Raw genomic sequence first — 18,459 nt, forward strand, 5'->3', positions numbered from 1 at the left:
GTCACCAACTCGCACTCGGAGCCGAATTCGATCAGGTGTACTTGATCTCCAGACCGATACCGAGGATGGCGATGAGCCAGATGATGCCGGTGAAGACCGTGAGGCGATCGAGGTTCTTCTCGACGACGGTGGAACCGGAGAGGCTGGACTGCACTCCGCCACCGAACAGGCTGGACAATCCGCCGCCCTTGCCGCGATGCAGCAGGATCAGCAAGATCAGCGCCAGGCTGGTGACGACCAGCAGAATATCCAGAAACAGATCCATGTCCACCTCAAACTCGATTCGATGCCTTCAGCAGCCTACCTGGCCCCGCGAACGGCTTCGGACACCCCGCCGACGCGAGGTGTCCGAAGCCGTTTGTTGCAGCGTTGCCGATGGCCGATCAGGGCAGGGGTCCACCTGCAGCGATGGCCGACAACGTGGCGAACTCGTCGGCCTTGAGCGAAGCGCCGCCGACCAGTGCGCCGTCGACGTCGGGCTGACCGACGATCTCGCCGACGTTCTTCGCATTGACCGATCCGCCGTACAGCACGCGCACGCCCGCGGCGACCTCGTCCGAGGAGAGCGACTTCAGTTCCGCACGGATGGCGCCGCACACTTCCTGAGCGTCCGACGCCGACGCGACTCGGCCGGTTCCGATTGCCCACACCGGCTCGTAGGCGATCACGATCTTGGAGATGTCCTCGGCCGACAGTCCGTCGAGTGACCCACGAAGCTGTGCGACGTTGTAGGCCACGTGCTCGCCGGCCTCACGGATGTTCAGACCCTCTCCGATACACACGATCGGGGTGAGCCCGTTCTTCAGGGCCGCCTTCGTCTTGGCGAGCACGACTGCGTCGTCCTCGCTGTGCAGCGTGCGTCGCTCGGAGTGACCGACGACGACGAAGGTGCATCCCAGCTTGGCCAGCATCGACCCGCTGATCTCGCCGGTGAAGGCACCCTTGTCCTCGGACGAGACGTCCTGCGCACCATAGGTGAGCAGCAGTTTGTCACCCTCGACCAGGGTCTGCACGCTACGGATGTCGGTGAACGGCGGGATCACCGTCACGTCGACCTTGTCGAAGTACTTCTCGGGCAACGAGAAAGCGATCTTCTGCACCAGCGAGATTGCCTCGAGGTGGTTGAGGTTCATCTTCCAGTTGCCCGCGATGAGCGGCTTACGTGCCATGCGTTACGCCTCCAGGACGGATAGGCCGGGGAGCTGCTTGCCTTCGAGGTATTCGAGGGATGCACCGCCGCCGGTGGAGATGTGCGAGAAGCCGTCGTCGGGCAGTCCGAGGGTGCGTACCGCAGCCGCGGAGTCGCCGCCGCCGACGACGCTGAAGGCGCCCTTCTCGGTGGCTCCGATGATCGCTTCGGCGATGCCCTTGGTGCCGGCCGAGAACTTGTCGAACTCGAACACGCCGGCCGGTCCGTTCCAGAAGACGGTCTTGGCGTTGGAGAGAACCACGGCGAAACGACTGACCGAGTCGGGTCCGATGTCCAGGCCCATCCAGCCGTCCGGAATCTCGGACGCCTTCACGGTCTTCGCCTCGGCGTCCGCCGCGAACTTGTCCCCTACGACGATGTCGACGGGCAGGTGGATCACGTCGCCGAAACGCTCGAGCAGGTCCTTGCAGACCTCGATCTGATCCTCCTGCAGCAGCGAGTTCCCGACCGAATATCCTTGCGCGGCAAGGAACGTGAATGCCATGCCGCCGCCGATGACGAGGGTGTCGACCTTGGGGGCCAACGCCTCGATGACGCCGAGCTTGTCCGAGACCTTGGAGCCGCCGAGCACCACCGCGTACGGACGCGCGGCGTCCTCGGTCAGCTTGGCCAGCACCTCGACCTCGGCAGCGACGAGTGTGCCCGCATAGTGGGGCAGCAACTGCGCCACGTCGTAGACCGACGCCTGCTTGCGGTGCACGACGCCGAATCCGTCGGAGACGAACGCCGCGTCGTCGCCGGCCAGAGCAACGAGTTCACGGGCCAGTGCAGCTCGCTCGGACTCGTCCTTGCTGGTCTCCCGCGGATCGAAGCGAATGTTCTCGAGCAGCAGTACGTCGCCGTCGGTCAGACCCTCGGCGCGAGCCTCGGCGTCCTGACCCACAACGTCGCCCGCGAGCTGAACGTGGCGTCCCAGCAGCTCGCCCAGTTTCGCTGCGACCGGAGCCAGGCTGTACTTCGCGTCGGGCTTGCCGTCGGGACGACCGAGGTGCGCGGTGACGATGACCTTGGCACCAGCCTCGACCAGTGCCCGAAGAGTCGGGATCGACGCCTGGATACGGCCGGGATCGGTGATCGTGCCGTCCTCGAGCGGGACATTGAAGTCCGATCGCACGAGGACGCCACGGCCTTCGACACCGGCATCGAGCAGATCCTGCAGTGTCTTGACAGCCATCGGTGTCAGAGGGACTTGCCGACGAGACCGATGAGGTCGGCGAGGCGGTTGGAGTAGCCCCACTCGTTGTCGTACCAGGAGACGATCTTGACCTGGTCGTCGATGACCTTCGTCAGCGGCGCATCGAAGATCGACGAGTGCGGGTCGGTGACGATGTCCGAGGACACGATGGGATCGGTGTTGTACTTCAGGATGCCCTTCAGCGGACCCTCGGCAGCAGCCTTCATCGCAGCGTTGATGTCCTCGGCGGAGGCCGACTTCTTCAGCAGCGCGGTGAGGTCGGTGACCGAGCCGGTCGGGATCGGAACCCGCAGCGCGTAGCCGTCGAGCTTGCCGAGCAGCTGCGGGAGAACCAGGCCGATTGCCTTGGCTGCACCGGTACCGGTCGGGACGACGTTGAGAGCTGCAGCACGGGCGCGACGCATATCGCTGTGCGGGCCGTCCTGCAGGTTCTGATCCTGCGTGTACGCGTGAATCGTGGTCATCAGACCCGAGACGATGCCGAACTCGTCGTCGAGAACCTTGGCGATGGGGCCGAGGCAGTTGGTGGTGCACGACGCGTTGGAGATGATGTTCTGGCTGCCGTCGTACTTGTCGTCGTTGACGCCCATCACGATGGTGATGTCCTCGCCCTTGGCGGGCGCGGAGATGATGACCTTCTTGGCACCGGCGTCGATGTGGCCCTGGGCCTTCGCAGCGTCGGTGAAGATACCGGTGGACTCGACGACGACGTCGACCCCCAGGTCACCCCACGGAAGTGCGGACGGGCCCTCGCGCAGCGACAGCGCCTTGATCTTCTGGCCACCGACGACGATGGTGTCCTCGCCCTCGAGCGAGACGTCGTGCGACAAGCGACCCAGGATCGAGTCGTACTTGAGCAGGTGTGCGAGCGATGCGTTGTCGGTCAGGTCGTTGACAGCAACGATTTCGATGTCGGTGGTACCGAGCGCCTTCTGCGCATCGACAGCCCTGAAGAAGTTACGCCCGATGCGGCCGAAGCCGTTGACGCCTACCCGGATCGTCACTGTTCGCTCCTAAAAGTTGTGAAAACAGATGTCTGATTGTGCCTGCGTGCGGGGTGCCACACGCGGTTCCCACCCTAGTGTGCGCGCAGGCAGAGCGCGCGCATCACGTGATCGGGCCGGTCACGCCTCGTCGAGCAGTTCGGCGGTGACCGCGGACTCGGTGTCCGGAATTCCGGTTTCCTTGGCCTTGCGGTCTGCCATGGACAGCAGGCGCCTGATTCGGCCTGCTACAGCGTCCTTGGTCATCGGTGGGTCGGCCAACTGGCCGAGTTCCTCGAGTGAGGCCTGCCGATGCTGGACTCGGAGCGAGCCCGCGGCGGCCAGATGATCCGGTACGTCCTCGCCGAGGATGTGCAGGGCCCGCTCGACGCGTGCTGCGGCGGCCACGGCGGCCCTGGCCGAGCGGCGCAGGTTGGCGTCGTCGAAGTTGGCGAGCCGGTTCGCGGTGGCCCTGACCTCGCGTCGCATGCGTCGTTCTTCCCAGATCAACCGGGTGTCCTGTGCCCCCATGCGGGTGAGCAGTGCCCCGATCGCCTCGCCGTCACGGACCACTACTCGATCGGTGCCGCGGACCTCGCGTGCCTTGGCGGCCACTCCGAGGCGTCGAGCGGCTCCGACGAGCGCGAGCGCAGCCTCCGGTCCGGGGCAGCTGATCTCCAGAGCCGAGGATCGACCCGGTTCGGTGAGCGAACCGTGCGCCAGGAACGCGCCACGCCATGCGGCCTCGGAGTCCCCCACCGTGCCGCCGACGACCTGCGCGGGCAGCCCGCGAACAGGCCGTCCGCGCAGGTCCAACAGACCGGTCTGCCGCGCCAGCGCCTCGCCGTCCTTGGCGACGCGCACCACGTAGCGAGAGGTCTTGCGAAGCCCGCCTGCTCCGAGCATGTGCACGTCGGAGGAGTAGCCGTACAGCTCGAAGATCTCCCGACGCAGCCGTCTCGCAATGGACCCGAGGTCCACCTCCGCCTCGACCACCACTCGGCCCGCCACGATGTGCAGTCCGCCGGCGAATCGCAGCAGTGCGGACACCTCGGCCTTGCGGCAACTGACCTGACTGACGGTGAGCCTGCTCAGCTCGTCCTTGACCTCCGCTGTCATGGCCACGAAGTGATCCCCTCTCTGCGTGCGGCAGTCGGTGCGGTGCCGTCGGTGGACGACACGATGGAGCCGAGAGCCGCGGCAAGCTTGCCGTAATGATGTGCGTGGGTGCCGTTTTCGGCAACGTCGACGTAGACGACCTCGGCACCGAGCCGGGCCGCTGCCCGCGCCACGTGCTCGCGGTTGCTGCCTTCCGGGACCGAGGCGGAATCGACCAACACGTAGTCGATTCCCAAATCCGGTGCGTGTTGGGAGAGTACGTGGACATGGCGCTCGGCGGAGAATCCGGTGGTCTCCCCCAGTTCTGGGGCCAGGTTCAACACCAGTACCTTCGGCGCGCGGGTGCGAGCCAGCGCGGTGAGCTGATCCGGCACCAGCACGTGCGGGATGACGCTGGAGAACCACGATCCCGGTCCGAGCACCACGAGGTCGGCCTTCTCGATCGCGGCGAGTGCATCCGCGGAGGCCGGCGGTTCGGGTGGCAGCAGTCGAACGCGGCGAACCTTGCCGGGAGTGGTCGCCACCGCGACCTGTCCGCGAATGACGCGGCTCACGCGTGGGTCGTCCTCGAGACCGGAGACGTCGGCCTCGATGTCGAGTGCGATCGGCGACATCGGAAGCACTCGTCCGTCGATTCCGAGCATCCGCACCATCTCGTCCAGTGCGGCGATCGGGTCGCCCAGTACCTCGGTGAGGCCGGCGAGGATGAGGTTGCCCACCGAGTGACCGGCCAGAGCGCCCGTGCCACCGAAGCGGTGCTGCAGCACGTCGGTCCAGAGCTGCGTTCGCTCGTCCGAGCGTGCCAGCGCGGCCAGTGCCATGCGTAGGTCCCCGGGCGGAATGACGCCGAGCTCGGCTCGCAGACGCCCCGAGGATCCTCCGTCGTCGGCGACCGTGACGATGGCGGTGACGTCGTGACCGAGCAACCGGGCCGCCGACAGCGTGGCGTACAGGCCGTGACCGCCGCCGAGCGCAACTATTTTGGGGCCCGATACCGGTACTTCGGTGTCGACCTCGCTCATTCGCGACCCAGATCCCGATGCAGCACGCGCACCGACACATCACCCTGATCGGCGAGAATCGCGGCCAGTGCCTCGGTCATCGCGACACTTCGGTGCTTTCCTCCGGTGCAGCCCACGGCCACCGTCATGTATCTCTTGCCTTCCCGCACGTATCCCTCGATCGTCAGATTCAGCAGATGCGTGTATGTCTGCAGGTAGTCGCGTGCCCCGTCCTGCCCCAGCACGTAATCGCGGACGTCCGCGTCCTGGCCGGTGTGTTCGCGCAGCTCGGGCACCCAATGCGGATTGGGCAGAAAGCGCACGTCGCAGACCAGGTCGGCGTCCATCGGCAGGCCGTACTTGAAGCCGAACGACTGCACGGTGACGCCGACGCCGGTGGTGTCGGCGTCACCGAACACCGTCTCGATCTTGCGCCGCAGCTGATGCACGGACAGGGATGTGGTGTCCACCGTCAGATCCGCAGCCGCCTTGACCTGGGCGAGTCGCAACCGCTCGGCGGTGATGCCCTCGGTCAACGTTCCGTCCTGACCGTCGTTCTGCAGGGGATGGCTGCGCCGGTTGGACTCGAATCGACGGATCAGCACGGCGTCGGACGCGTCGAGGAAGAGCACTCTGTTGCGCACGCCCTTGGAGTCGAGTTCTTTCACGACCCAGCCCAGATCGCCGGTGAACAGGCGGCTTCGAACGTCCATGACCAGTGCCAGTCGCTCGATTCTGGGATTGGACTCGAGTCCGAGATCGACCATCTTGGAGATGAGCTCCGGCGGTAGGTTGTCGGCGACGTACCAGCCGAGGTCCTCGAGAATCTTGGCCGCAGTGCGCAGTCCTGCACCGGAAACGCCGGTGACCAACGCCACTTCGATCTCGTCGTGCCGCGACTCCCCCGCGGAGGGCTGTTCGAGGTGCTCTTCGGACGGTGGATGTCTCTGTGTCTGGTGTTCGCTCACTACGAAGCCTGTCCCGCCGATTCCACACGCGGTGCGATCGCATGTTCCGCCGTGTTCTCGCCCGATGTCGTTGCAGTTGCGGTGCCATCATCGCCTAGATCGGCGTCGTCCGTGTCGGAACCCAGCGCGGCCAGCACCGACTTGGCCGTGGTCTCTCCGATCCCGGGAACTTCGACGATCTCCGCGACCGTCGCACGCTTGAGGTTGGCGACCGAACCGAAGTGTGCCACCAGCGCCGTTCGACGCGACTCGCCGAGTCCGCGAACCGAATCGAGAGCAGACGCCGTCATCCGCCGCGACCGCTTGCTGCGATGGAACGTGATCGCGAACCGGTGTGCTTCGTCGCGGACCCGTTGCAGCAGGTAGAGCGACTCGCTCGTACGCGGCAGGATGACCGGATCCTCCTCCCCCGGTACCCATACCTCCTCGAGCCGCTTGGCCAGACCGACCACGGCAACGTCGGTCACGCCGAGTTCGTCCAGTACCGCCGCGGCAGCGGCCACCTGAGGGGCACCGCCGTCGACGACGAACAGGTTGGGTGGATACGCGAATCTGCGCGGTCTGCCGGTCTGCGGATCCAACGCGGCTTCCGGGGCCAGATCGCCCCCGGTCCCCTCGGCCGAACCGTCCGCGGAGTGTCGTAGGAATCGGCGACGGGTCACCTCGGCGATGCTCGCCACGTCGTCCGAGTGTCCGTCGCCTGCCGCTTCCTTGATCGCGTAGTGGCGGTAGTCGCTCTTGCGGGGCAATCCGTCCTCGAAGACGACGAGCGAGGCCACCACATCGGTTCCCTGCACGTGGGAGATGTCGATGCACTCGATGCGCAGTGGTGCGGAATCCAGATCGAGTGCCTCCTGAATGCCCTGCAGCGCAGCCGATCTCGATGTGAAGTCGCCCGCGCGCTTGAGCTTGTGCTGCTGCAGGGCCTCCTTGGCGTTGCGTTCGACGGTCTCGGCCAATGCCTTCTTGTCGCCGCGCTGGGGAACCCGCAGGGTCACGTTCGAGCCCCGGAGTTCACTGAGCCAGACCTGTACCTCGTCGGCGTTGTCCGGCAGGACCGGAACCAGCACTTCCCTCGGAACGGCATTGGAACCACCGTCGTCGCCGCCCGGTGCCTGGGCGGACAGGGCAGCCTGCTCGCCGTAGAACTGCGTCAGAAACTGCTCCACCAGGGCGGGCAGATCGGCCTCGTCCTGACGTTCGATCACCTCTCCCGCCTTTTCCACCACCCAGCCGCGTTGCCCGCGCACGCGGCCGCCTCGGACGTGGAAGACCTGGACGGCAGCTTCGAGGGCATCGGTGGCGAAGGCGACGAGATCGGCGTCGGTGCCGTCGCCGAGCACCACCGCCTGCTTCTCCAATGCCCGACGCAGCGCACCGACGTCGTCTCGAAGACGTGCGGCGGTCTCGAAATCCAGGTCCTCGGATGCAGCCTGCATCTTCTTCTCGAGCTGACGAACGAGCTTGTCCGTCTTTCCGGCCAAGAAGTCACAGAAATCCTCGACGGTGGCGCGATGCTCGTCGGCGCTGACCCGGCCGACGCACGGTGCCGAGCACTTGTCGATGTAGCCCAGCAGGCAGGGCCTGCCGATCTGATTGTGGCGCTTGAGCACTCCGGTCGAGCACGTGCGCGCGGGAAACACTCGCAGCAGTAGGTCCAGCGTCTCGCGAATGGCCCACGCGTGCGCGTACGGGCCGAAGTAGCGCACGCCCTTGCGCCTGGGTCCGCGGTAGACGAACAACCGCGGGTATTCCTCGTTCATCGTCACCGCCAGCATCGGATAGCTCTTGTCGTCGCGGTAGCGGACGTTGAACCGTGGATCGAATTCCTTGATCCAGTTGTACTCGAGCTGCAGGGCCTCGACTTCGGTGGTCACCACGGTCCACTCCACCGACGCTGCGGTGGTGACCATCTGGCGAGTACGTGGATGCAGCGAGGCGACGTCGGCGAAGTAGGAATTGAGCCGACTGCGGAGGCTTTTGGCCTTTCCTACGTAGACGACGCGACCGTGCGGATCGCGAAATTTGTACACCCCCGGCTCCACCGGGATGGTTCCGGTGGCCGGGCGGTAGGTAGCGGGGTCGGACACGACATCCACGTTAGCCGTCGGGTCCGACGTTCTCCGCATCCGCAGCTCAGCTGCGGTGCGGAGGTACGACGTCAGTCCTGATCGACCGCGACGTCCGGAACGGAGGCGGCGGGTGCGTATTTGCGTTCGAGGGTGCGGAACCGTCGTACCGCCGCGACCGCATGGTCACGATCGTTGGACTGGATGGCCATCACGTTGATGAACTCGTCGTCGGGGATGTCGACCCTGGCCCACATCGCTCCGTCCGGGAAAGACAGCCCATGCACCAGATCCCACTCGATCAGACGCTCCGACAACAGGTTCCGTACCGCGACACCGGCCGGCCCGACGCGAATGCGCGGCCGGGTCAGCACGAGCGCGAGGCCTCCGAGCAGAAGTCCGATGCCCGCCATCGCAAGTTGGTCGGCGGTTCTGAAGTACACCCCGGTCGGCGACACTCGCAGCAGGACGGCGACGGTGGAGTGCGCCACCACGAGCAGTACCGCCGTCGCGATGGCATAGCGAGCCGACTTGCGCGACTTCACCACCATGTCCCACTCGGCGGACGGTGCGGTGGCGGTCACGTGAACTCCTGATTCGTCCAGGGTTGGCGCAAATGTTTGAGAGTCAGCGCCGTGTCGATCGCGGCCGCGGTGGCCTGCGCACCCTTGTCCTCGAACGAACCGGGAAGTCCGGCGCGATCGAGCGCCTGCTGCTCGTCGTTGGTGGTGAGCACGCCGTTGGTGACCGGAGTGCCCTCGTCGAGCGAGACTCGCGTCAGTCCTGCCGTCACGGCGTCGCACACGTACTCGAAGTGCGGTGTGCCCCCGCGGATGACGACGCCGAGAGCGACGACGGCATCGTGGTTGCGGGCCAGCGCCTGCGCGACGACCGGCAGTTCGATGGCTCCGGCCACCCGGATGACCGTGACGTCCTGAATCCCCGCCGACTCGGCTTTGCGGAGTGCACCGTCGAGGAGCGCCTGGGAGATCTTCTCGTGCCACTGACCCGCGACGATCGCCAGCTTGAGATCACTCGCGCCCGCGAGCTGCAGGGTGGGTTCGCCTTCGCCGCTCATGAGGTGGCCCCGTTTTCGAAGTCATCCAACCCGGTCAGGTCGTGGCCCATGCGGTCGCGTTTGGTGCGCAGGTAGGTGAGGTTTTCGGCGTTGGCGCGCAACGGCATCGGTACTCGTTCGGTGACGTGCAGGCCGTAGCCGTCGAGTCCCACTCGCTTGGCAGGGTTGTTGGTCAGCAGCCGCATCGAGGAGACGCCGAGGTCGACGAGGATCTGTGCGCCGATTCCGTAGTCGCGGGAGTCGGCGGGGAGGCCGAGCTGCAGGTTGGCGTCGACGGTGTCGGAGCCTGCGTCCTGGAGTTGGTAGGCCTGGAGCTTGTGCAGCAGACCGATGCCGCGCCCTTCGTGTCCGCGCATGTACAGCACGATGCCGCGTTCCTCGGCGGCGACCATTTCCAGGGCCGCGTCCAGCTGAGGTCCACAGTCGCAGCGCAGTGATCCGAACACGTCGCCGGTGAGGCATTCGGAGTGCACTCGAACGAGCACGTCGTTGCCGTCTCCGTCGGGGCCCGCGATGTCGCCGCGGACGAGCGCGACGTGTTCGACCTCGTCGTAGATGCTCTGGTAGCCGACGGCGCGGAAGGTGCCGTGGCCGGTGGGGATTCGGGCGTCGGCGACGCGAACGACGTGCTTCTCGTGCTTGCGACGCCAGGCGATGAGGTCGGCGATGGAGATGAGGGCGAGGTCGTGTTCGTCGGCGAAGACGCGCAGTTCGTCGGTCTGGGCCATCGCGCCTTCGTCTTTCTGGCTGACGATTTCGCAGATGACGCCTGCGGGCCGCAGGTCTGCCATACGGGCGAGGTCGACGGCGGCTTCGGTGTGGCCGGGGCGACGCAGCACTCCGCCGTCCTTGGCGCGCAGCGGTACGACGTGGCCCGGACGGGTGAAGTCGTTGGCTCCGGTGTCGGGGTCGGCGAGCAGTCGCATCGTGGCCGCCCGGTCGGAGGCCGAGATTCCGGTGCCGATGCCTTCGCGGGCGTCGACGGTGACGGTGTACGCGGTTCCGTGCTTGTCCTGATTGGTGGCGAACATCGGCGGCAGGCCGAGCCGGTCGCAGTCCTCACCGGAGAGTGGAACGCAGAGATAGCCGGAGGTGTAGCGGACCATGAAGGCGACCAGTTCCGGGGTGGCCTTCTCGGCGGCGAAGATGAGGTCGCCTTCGTTCTCGCGGTCCTCGTCGTCGACGACCACCACTGCTTTACCCGCAGCGATGTCCGCAACTGCGCGCTCGATACTGTCGAACCTGGTCACCACGGTGTGCTCCATACGTCTCGGGCCTGGCTCAGCGCCCTGGAAATTCTCCGATGCACCATCGATTGCGTGCACGTCAACAGTACTTACTGTGCGTCGATCGTCTGCAGCCGCTCCACGTACTTGGCGATGACGTCGACTTCGAGGTTGACCGTCGATCCGACCTCGGCCGTGCCGAGAGTGGTCAGGTCGAGGGTGGTGGGGATCAGGGAGATCTCGAACCAGTGCGCTCCGTCGGCGACGCCGAGTCCGGAGACGGTGAGCGAGACTCCGTCGACGGTGATCGAGCCCTTCTCCACGACGTAGCGCGCGACCGAGGTGGGCAGTGCGATGCGCACGACGGTCCAGTTCTCGGACGGGGATCTGCCGATGATCGTTCCGGTGCCGTCCACGTGCCCCTGCACGAGGTGCCCGCCGAGGCGGCTGCCGAGCGCGGCGGCCCGCTCGAGGTTGACGCGGCTGCCCACGTCGAGGGCACCGAGGCTGGAACGGTTCAGCGTTTCCTGCATGACGTCGGCGGTGAATCCGCCGTCGGGCAGCACCTCGACGACGGTCAAGCAGACGCCGTTCACCGCGATGGAGTCGCCGTGGCCTGCATCGGAGGTCACCACGGGGCCCCGAACGGTGAACCGCGCGGCGTCGGGCAGTTCGTCCTTGGCGACGATCTCGCCGAGCTCTTCGACAATTCCGGTGAACATCTACTTCGCTCCTTCGGGCACGACGCCGATCAGAATGTCGTTGCCGATCATGGTGACTGTCTCCGTGCGGAACCGAATTGCGTCGGCAATTGTTCCGATGCCCGCATTCTCCACCGCTGCGGGGCCGCTGCCCAACACCGCCGGTGCGACGTACGCCACGACGCGGTCCACCAATCCCGCAGCGAGGAATGCGCCGGCCAACGTCGGACCGCCCTCGATCTGGATGTCGGTGTGCTCGTTCAGGGCGTCGAGCACGGCCGCGGGGTCGTGTGTGTCGAGGAACACCGTGGGTGCGTCGGACCCACGTATTGCCGCAGTGGCCGCAATCTGCCGCGATCCGACGACGACGCGCACGGGTTGGTGAGGCGCAAGGGTTCCGTCGGGACGTCGCGCGGTCAGTCGCGGGTCGTCGGCCAGCACGGTGCCGGTTCCGACGACGATGGCGTCGAGCTTGGCTCGCTCGGCGTGGACGTGCGCCCGGGCCTGCGGTCCGGTGATCCACTGACTCGTGCCGTCCGCCGCAGCGCTGCGTCCGTCGAGGGTGGCGGCATATTTCCACGTCACGTGCGGCCGACCGGTGCGTTGCTTGTGCAACCAGGCGCGCAGTGGCCCCTGCCGCACCGCGGTCTCGCCGATCCCCTGTTCGACGCGAATGCCCGCCGCACGCAGGGCGGCCCCGCCGCCCGATGCGAGCGGATTCGGATCGGCGACGGCATGCACGACCGCGGCGATGCCCGCGTCGATCAGGGCCTGTGAGCACGGTCCTGTGCGGCCGGTGTGGTTGCAGGGTTCGAGGGTCACCACCGCGGTGCCGCCGCGCGCGCGGTCACCGGCCTCGGCCAGCGCGACGATCTCGGCGTGTGGACCGCCGGGCGGACGCGTCGAGCCGATACCGACGACGACGCCACTGGCATCGAGAACGACAGCGCCGACAGCAGGATTGGGACTGCTGATGCCCCGCGCGGACTCGGATGCCTCGACGGCGAGGGCCATGGCGTCCGCGATGGACAGTGCTGCGCCCTGGCCGTTCATTACGACAGGTGGTGTGATGCGCGGGCGGCTCGGTCGCGTAGGTCGCGCACAGCAGCTGCGGGATCGGCGGTGTTGTAGACGGCCGAGCCGGCGACGAAGCAGTCGATTCCCGCCTCTGCGGCCTGCTCGATCGTGTCGGAGTTGATGCCACCGTCGATTTCCACGATCAGTCGCAGATCACCGGAATCGATAAGTGCTCGAACGGCTTTCGCTTTCGCGAGTACCTCCGGCATGAACGACTGTCCGCCGAATCCCGGCTCCACACTCATCACCAGCAACGTGTCGAAGTCGCGCAGGATCTCGAGGTACGGCTCGATGGGTGTTCCCGGCTTGACGGACAGTCCGGCTTTGGCTCCCGCGGCCCGGATGTCTCGTGCGACGGCGGACGGGTCGTCGGTTGCCTCGGCGTGGAAGGTGACGTTGTACGCACCCGCCTCGGCGTACGGCGGCGCCCAGCGGGCCGGGTCCTCGATCATCAGGTGGCAGTCGATCGGAATGTTCGTCGCCTTCAGCAAGCTCTCCACGACCGGCAGCCCCAGGGTGAGGTTGGGTACGAAGTGCGCGTCCATGACGTCGACGTGCAGCCAGTCGGCTCCGGACACGGCATCGGCTTCGGCAGCCAGACGCGCGAAATCTGCGGACAGGATCGAGGGGGCAATCATCGGGGAAACCACGATTGACGAGCCTAGCCCAGCGGTATCGTTCGCCCATGACCACCATGGATTCCGTGACGGCGGTGATCGCCGAGTTGCCCGAGGTCACCGAGAGTGTTCGGTACGGCCATCCGGCGTGGTCGGTGGGCAAGAACGTGTTCGCGTGGATTCGTCCGTTCAGCAAGGCCGATCTGAAGCGGTTCGGCGACGAGATCCCGCCCAGCGGGCCGATCCTCGCCGTCCGCACCGCTGACCTCAACGAGAAGGAAGCCATCCTCGCCGCCCACCCGCGGGCGTGCTTCACCATCTCGCATTTCGACGGGTTCGCTGCCGTTCTGGTCGACATCGACAACACCGAGGACGACGAACTGCGAGAACTGATCATCGACGGTTGGCTGGTCTACGCCCCGAGAGACGTGGCCGAGGCATTCCTGGCCGGCGACTGATTCTGCCGCCTTCCCGGTCACATCGGTTTACGCAGCGCCGCCATGAACATTGCATCCGTGCCGTGTCGATGCGGCCACAGTTGCACCGACGTACCGTCGCCGAGTTGCGGCACTCCGGGAACCAGCTCGCGGGTATCGAGCTGTTCGACGCCGTAGCGACGGACCGCGTCGGCGACGACGGCGGTGGTTTCGGACAGGTGCGGCGAGCAGGTCGAATACAGCACCACTCCGCCCGGGCGTACCAGCTCGATCGCCGCGGCCAGAAGTTCCTTCTGCAAGGTCACCAGTGCCGCCACATCGGAGGGTTGACGACGCCACCGGGCCTCCGGCCTGCGGCGCAGGGCACCGAGCCCGGTGCACGGCGCGTCGACGAGCACGCGGTCGTAGCCGCCGTCGAGTCCGGACGCTCGACCGTCGACGGTGTACACCGTCACCGGGAGATCCTTCGTCGTCTTGGACACCAGGTCGGCTCGGTGCGGAGTCGGTTCGACGGCGTCGACCGTGGCACCGTCGATTTCGGCGATGGCACCGATCAGGGCAGCTTTACCGCCCGGTCCGGCGCACAGGTCCAGCCACCGGCCACCGTCCTCGCCGACGAGCGGCGCGAGGGTGAGCGCCCGGCCGACGAGTTGACTGCCTTCGTCCTGCACCCCGGCCAGTCCGTCCCGGACGGCGTCGATCTTGCCGGGATCTCCGCCGTCGAGGAGCACTGCGTAGGGCGAATAGGGTCCCTCTTCTCCCCCGGTGATCAGCGCCAGCTCTTCCGCGGAGATCTCGCCGGGTCGGGCCACCAGGTGTACCGAGGGACGCGCGTCGTCGGCCTCGAGCACCGCAGCGAGTTCACCGGCATCGGCACCGAGCGCATCGGCGAAGGCCTGCGCGATCCACTTGGGGTGGGCGTACTCGAAAGCGAGATGGCCGACAGGATCGACCGCCGTCTCGGGCGCGAGCTCGTCCACCCACTGCGCCGCCGTACGCTCGGACACGCGCCGTAGCACCGCATTGACGAAACCTGCCTTGCCCGTACCGAATTCGGATCGCGCCAGATCCACCGACGTGGCGACGGCCGCGTGCGGTGCCACTCGGGTGCGGAGCAGTTGGTAGGAGCCGAGCCGCAGAATGTCGAGCAGCGGCCCGTCGATCTCGGCGGCAGGCCGACCGGCAGCATGGGCGATCACCGCGTCGAGCACACCACGCGCCCGGGACGCACCGTAGGCGAGTTCGGTGGCCAGTGCCGCGTCGCGCGAGTCCAGTTTGCGCTCTCGCAGCAGGCCGGGGAGCACCAGATTGGCGTAGGCATCCCGTTCACGCACCGCCTTCAGGACGTCCCGGGCGGCACGGCGGGCCGGGTCGATCGCGTCGACGCCGCGGGGTCCTGCTCCCTGTGGGGGCCGGTTTCCCTTCGGGCCGCGAGCTCCCGGCGACTTCTTGACGTGCTTGCGCGGTGGGCTCGACTCGCGCTTACGAGGCCTGTCGGGTTCTGTCATCGCGCTACCGCCGTATCGTCCAGCCGAGCGCCGCGCGCCCAGTCGAGTGCCTTCATGAGCTTCTTGCCCTGCGGTTGAACATCGCCGAGAACCACTGCGGTCGTGCCTGTTCCGACGTGCACGCCGGACTTGCGAACCTCGATCCGGCCCGGAGCGAGCGTCTCCTCCGAGATCCGAACCGGGGCGATCTTGACGCGGAGTTCACCGATCGTCGTCCATGCGCCCGGTGCGGGGGTGACCGATCTGATGTGCCGGTCGACGAATGCTGCCGATCGAGTCCAGTCGATGCGCGCGGCGTCGACGCTCACCTTGCTCGCGTAGGAGATCCCGTCCTCGGGCTGCGGATGCGCGGATGCCGTCCCGTCCTCGATCGCGTCGAGGGTGGCGGCCAGTAGGTCCGCTCCGCTCGACGCCAGACGGGTGAGCAGGTCCCCCGTCGTATCGGTTGCCCGCACCCGCTCGGTGACGACGCCGAGGACCGGTCCGGTGTCCATTCCCGCGTCGAGCAGGAAGGTGGAGGCACCGGTGATCTCCTCGCCTGCGGCGATGGCGGCCTGTACCGGCGCGGCGCCTCGCCACGCGGGCAGCAGCGAGAAGTGCAGATTGATCCAGCCGAAGCGAGGGATGTCGAGCACCGGCTGCGGCAGCAGTGCCCCGTATGCAACGACCGGACACACGTCGGGCGCGAGTTCGGTCAGCTGTGAGACGAAATCCGGATCCGAGGGCTTCGCGGGTGTGAACACAGGTATTCCGTGCTCGTCGGCCAGCTGCCCGACCGGCGACCGCATCGTCTTGCGACCCCTACCGGCTGCGGCGTCGGGGCGGGTCACCACCGCGATCACCTCGTGGCGTTCGGACTCCAGCAGTCGCTGCAGCGACGGGACCGCGGGCTCCGGTGTACCGGCAAAGACGACGCGCACTCGAGCAACTCCCTGGGATGGACGAAAGGATCTCGGGTGTTCATCCTAATGGGACTTGATCGGCGAGTCTCCGGCTGGAACTGGAGCAACCGGACAACGCTGGTCACCGAGCCGCTGGTGGGTGAGCACTATTTCAACCTGGAGTGTGGATCGACTCCTAACCCTAGATCGTGTCCCCACCGGTCGGCGAGGGTTCCCAGAATGCTGATGGGGTGTCGTGCCACCAGAGCACTGATCCATTAGGTCGCCGTCCGGATCCCTCGAGGCTCGCCGACAGTGTCCGATCGAGCGCGAACAGGAGAACCGAATGATTTTTGTTGGAGACGACTGGGCGGAGGATCACCACGACATCCACGTGATGGACGCCGACGGGAAACGGTTGACCTCACGCCGATTACCCGAAGGACTGGCGGGTATCAGTGGGTTTCACGATGTGATTGCCTCGTACGCCCAGGCGCCCGCCGAGGTCGTCGTCGGCATCGAGACCGATCGCGGCTTGTGGGTGTCTGCTCTGGCCGCGGCCGGATACACCGTGTACGCGGTCAATCCGCTCGCTGCTGCGCGCTACCGAGACCGCCACCATGTCTCGGGTGCAAAATCCGACGCCGGCGACGCCAAACTCTTGGCCGACCTCGTGCGCACCGACAGGCACAACCACCGCACCATCGCCGGCGACTCGACCTCGGCCGAGGCGATCAAAGTATTGGCCCGCGGACATCAGAATCTGATCTGGTCCCGTAACCGGCAGACCAACGCGTTGCGCTCGTCCTTGCGCGAGTACTACCCCGCCGCACTCGAGGCCTTCGACAGTCTTCATCACGGCGACGCCGTCGCGGTGCTCTCGCGTGCCGCCTCGCCCGCCGAAGCATCTCACCTGAGCGCAGCGACGATCCGATCGATCCTGAAAAAAGCTGGGAGACAACGCAATATCGAATCACGCGCTGAAGAAATTCGCGTTGCATTGCGTACCGACCATCTCACGGCACCACCTCCTGTTGCCGCTGCGTTCGCCGCCACCACCCGCTCGGCGGTGGCGCTGATCGCGGAGTTGAACCGTCAGATCGTCGACCTCGAAGCCCAACTGACCCGCCATTTTGAAACACACCCGGACGCCGCTATCTACCTCTCCCTGCCAGGAATCGGTGTCATCCTCGGCGCCCGGGTGCTCGGTGAATTCGGCGACGACGTCGCCCGCTACACCAACGCCAAGTCTCGCAAGAATTACGCCGGTACGTCACCCCTGACAGTTGCGTCGGGCAAGAAGCGGGCCGTACTGGCTCGTCATATCCGCAACCGGCGGCTCTACGATGCCATCGACCAGTGGGCGTTCTGCGCCCTCAACCAGAGTCCGGGCGCACGCGCGTTCTACGACCACCACCGCGCTGCCGGAGACCTCCACCACCAAGCGCTCCGCGCACTCGGCAACAGACTTGTCGGGCTCCTGCACGGGTGCCTACGTCACCACACCGAATACGACGAACACACCGCTTGGGCACACCGCACCGGGCAACAACCAGCCGCAGCTTGACAAGTTACGGACCTGGGATGTCTAGGGAGTCGCGAGCGCTGCGGACGATTCCGCACCAGCCGATCACGTCGCGTCGGGGGCGTCGACCGTGTCGTCGGGATCTCGATCGGTCGGCGCGTCGTCGGCAAGGATCCGGTACAGCGACCTGCGTGCTTCGGTGAGGATGTCGGCGGCCTGCTCCACCTGTTTCGGTGTGCCGACTCCGGCGACCTGACCGGCTGCGCCCATCAACTGGCCGATGAGCGCCCGAAGATCCCGGGCGTCGACACCGACGGACCCTGCCACGTCGTCCCAAGGGCTCCCCAGGTCGGCGCGATGAGCCTCGACGTGTGTTCGCCCCTCGTCGGTCAGCGCAGCCGTCTTGCGGCCGGCAACCTTGTCGATCAGGACCAGGCCCTCGTCTTCGAGTTGCGACAGGGCCGGGTAGATGGAGCCCGGACTCGGCTTCCAGGTGCCGTTGCTCTTCTCGGCGATCTGCTGGATCAGTTCGTATCCGTGCATCGGACGTTCCTCGAGCAGTAGCAGGATTGCAGCGCGCACGTCCCCGCGTCGCCCTCGTCCTCCCCGACCCCGGCCTCGACCGAAATCTGCATTCGGCCCGAAACCGCCGGGGCCGAAGCCGTGCCTACTCCGTTCGCCGTGGCCTCTCCTTCCACGACCTCGCTCTCGCGGACCGTGGTCGTCCGTCGGGCCGTGATCGTCGCTCTGCGCGACCCACATCTGAAATGGCGCGCCTCGCATCTGTCGACCTGCGACTGCGCGGCGTCCGAATTCGTTCGCGAATGCTTCGAATGGGTGGTTCATGTCGTTCTCCTTCATATC

19 protein-coding genes are annotated in these 18,459 nt (G+C 66.5%); 2 read left to right on the plus strand and 17 right to left on the minus strand.

The window, feature by feature from the left end:
• Nucleotides 1-31: 31 nt before the first annotated feature.
• The 14 genes from secG to rpe all read right to left on the minus strand — a co-directional run bounded on the left by secG (nt 32) and on the right by rpe (nt 13,277).
• Nucleotides 32-265: a preprotein translocase subunit SecG gene (gene secG / locus AYK61_RS04240; RefSeq protein WP_068050526.1), complete on the minus strand. Its 234-nt coding sequence runs from the start codon at nt 263-265 to the stop codon at nt 32-34.
• Nucleotides 266-383: 118 nt separating this feature from the next.
• Nucleotides 384-1,169: a triose-phosphate isomerase gene (tpiA, locus tag AYK61_RS04245; RefSeq protein ID WP_121869929.1), complete on the minus strand. Its 786-nt coding sequence runs from the start codon at nt 1,167-1,169 to the stop codon at nt 384-386.
• Between the two features lie 3 nt (nt 1,170-1,172).
• Nucleotides 1,173-2,384: a phosphoglycerate kinase gene (locus AYK61_RS04250; protein ID WP_121869930.1), complete on the minus strand. Its 1,212-nt coding sequence runs from the start codon at nt 2,382-2,384 to the stop codon at nt 1,173-1,175.
• Nucleotides 2,385-2,389: 5 nt separating this feature from the next.
• Complete coding sequence (gap, locus tag AYK61_RS04255) at nt 2,390-3,409, minus strand: type I glyceraldehyde-3-phosphate dehydrogenase (RefSeq protein ID WP_121869931.1); 1,020 nt, start codon at nt 3,407-3,409, stop codon at nt 2,390-2,392.
• A gap of 120 nt (nt 3,410-3,529) precedes the next feature.
• Nucleotides 3,530-4,513: a DNA-binding protein WhiA gene (gene whiA, locus AYK61_RS04260; RefSeq protein WP_068050529.1), complete on the minus strand. Its 984-nt coding sequence runs from the start codon at nt 4,511-4,513 to the stop codon at nt 3,530-3,532.
• The gene (gene yvcK / locus AYK61_RS04265) at nt 4,504-5,529 is read right to left on the minus strand and encodes a uridine diphosphate-N-acetylglucosamine-binding protein YvcK (protein WP_121869932.1); all 1,026 of its coding nucleotides are present in this window, start codon (nt 5,527-5,529) and stop codon (nt 4,504-4,506) included. The genes whiA and yvcK overlap by 10 nt, the downstream gene beginning before the upstream one ends.
• Nucleotides 5,526-6,392: an RNase adapter RapZ gene (gene rapZ, locus AYK61_RS04270; protein WP_121872428.1), complete on the minus strand. Its 867-nt coding sequence runs from the start codon at nt 6,390-6,392 to the stop codon at nt 5,526-5,528. Before rapZ ends, yvcK begins: the two co-directional genes overlap by 4 nt.
• 83 nt (nt 6,393-6,475) lie before the next feature.
• Nucleotides 6,476-8,566 carry an excinuclease ABC subunit UvrC gene (gene uvrC, locus AYK61_RS04275; protein WP_121872427.1) on the minus strand — a complete coding sequence of 697 codons (2,091 nt, stop codon included), beginning with the start codon at nt 8,564-8,566 and terminating at the stop codon, nt 6,476-6,478.
• 71 nt (nt 8,567-8,637) lie between these two features.
• The gene (locus AYK61_RS04280; protein ID WP_121872429.1) at nt 8,638-9,096 is read right to left on the minus strand and encodes a PH domain-containing protein; all 459 of its coding nucleotides are present in this window, start codon (nt 9,094-9,096) and stop codon (nt 8,638-8,640) included.
• Between the two features lie 29 nt (nt 9,097-9,125).
• Entirely contained in the window at nt 9,126-9,623 is a 498-nt protein-coding gene (gene ribH / locus AYK61_RS04285; RefSeq protein ID WP_121869933.1) for a 6,7-dimethyl-8-ribityllumazine synthase, read from the minus strand.
• Nucleotides 9,620-10,873 carry a bifunctional 3,4-dihydroxy-2-butanone-4-phosphate synthase/GTP cyclohydrolase II gene (locus AYK61_RS04290; protein ID WP_121872430.1) on the minus strand — a complete coding sequence of 418 codons (1,254 nt, stop codon included), beginning with the start codon at nt 10,871-10,873 and terminating at the stop codon, nt 9,620-9,622. The genes ribH and AYK61_RS04290 overlap by 4 nt, the downstream gene beginning before the upstream one ends.
• A gap of 86 nt (nt 10,874-10,959) precedes the next feature.
• On the minus strand, nt 10,960-11,571 hold the full coding sequence (locus AYK61_RS04295; protein WP_121869934.1) for a riboflavin synthase: 612 nt from the start codon (nt 11,569-11,571) through the stop codon (nt 10,960-10,962).
• Entirely contained in the window at nt 11,572-12,603 is a 1,032-nt protein-coding gene (gene ribD / locus AYK61_RS04300; RefSeq protein WP_121869935.1) for a bifunctional diaminohydroxyphosphoribosylaminopyrimidine deaminase/5-amino-6-(5-phosphoribosylamino)uracil reductase RibD, read from the minus strand.
• Nucleotides 12,603-13,277, minus strand: a complete 675-nt coding sequence (gene rpe / locus AYK61_RS04305; protein ID WP_121869936.1) for a ribulose-phosphate 3-epimerase — start codon at nt 13,275-13,277, stop codon at nt 12,603-12,605. The genes ribD and rpe overlap by 1 nt, the downstream gene beginning before the upstream one ends.
• Before the next feature lie 35 nt (nt 13,278-13,312).
• Between rpe and AYK61_RS04310 the strand changes: the two genes are divergently transcribed.
• Nucleotides 13,313-13,702, plus strand: a complete 390-nt coding sequence (locus AYK61_RS04310; protein ID WP_121869937.1) for an MmcQ/YjbR family DNA-binding protein — start codon at nt 13,313-13,315, stop codon at nt 13,700-13,702.
• 17 nt (nt 13,703-13,719) lie between these two features.
• On the opposite strand, the gene AYK61_RS04315 is transcribed toward AYK61_RS04310, so the two are convergent.
• Together AYK61_RS04315 and fmt are read right to left on the minus strand one after the other, a co-directional pair.
• Nucleotides 13,720-15,189 (minus strand): RsmB/NOP family class I SAM-dependent RNA methyltransferase, encoded by a 1,470-nt coding sequence (locus tag AYK61_RS04315; RefSeq protein WP_259467928.1) that lies wholly within the window; start codon nt 15,187-15,189, stop codon nt 13,720-13,722.
• A complete protein-coding gene (fmt, locus tag AYK61_RS04320) occupies nt 15,186-16,109 on the minus strand; it encodes a methionyl-tRNA formyltransferase (RefSeq protein ID WP_121869939.1) in 924 nt (307 codons plus the stop codon). The genes AYK61_RS04315 and fmt overlap by 4 nt, the downstream gene beginning before the upstream one ends.
• 307 nt (nt 16,110-16,416) lie before the next feature.
• Here fmt and AYK61_RS04325 point away from each other — a divergent pair, with 307 nt between their 5' ends.
• On the plus strand, nt 16,417-17,637 hold the full coding sequence (locus AYK61_RS04325; RefSeq protein ID WP_121869940.1) for an IS110 family transposase: 1,221 nt from the start codon (nt 16,417-16,419) through the stop codon (nt 17,635-17,637).
• A 63-nt stretch (nt 17,638-17,700) separates the two neighbouring features.
• Here AYK61_RS04325 and AYK61_RS04330 read toward each other — a convergent pair whose 3' ends face one another.
• Nucleotides 17,701-18,378, minus strand: a complete 678-nt coding sequence (locus AYK61_RS04330) for a PadR family transcriptional regulator (protein ID WP_183130401.1) — start codon at nt 18,376-18,378, stop codon at nt 17,701-17,703.
• Nucleotides 18,379-18,459 lie beyond the last annotated feature (81 nt).

The organism is Rhodococcus sp. SBT000017, assembly GCF_003688915.1.
Classification (GTDB): Bacteria; Actinomycetota; Actinomycetes; order Mycobacteriales; family Mycobacteriaceae; genus Rhodococcoides.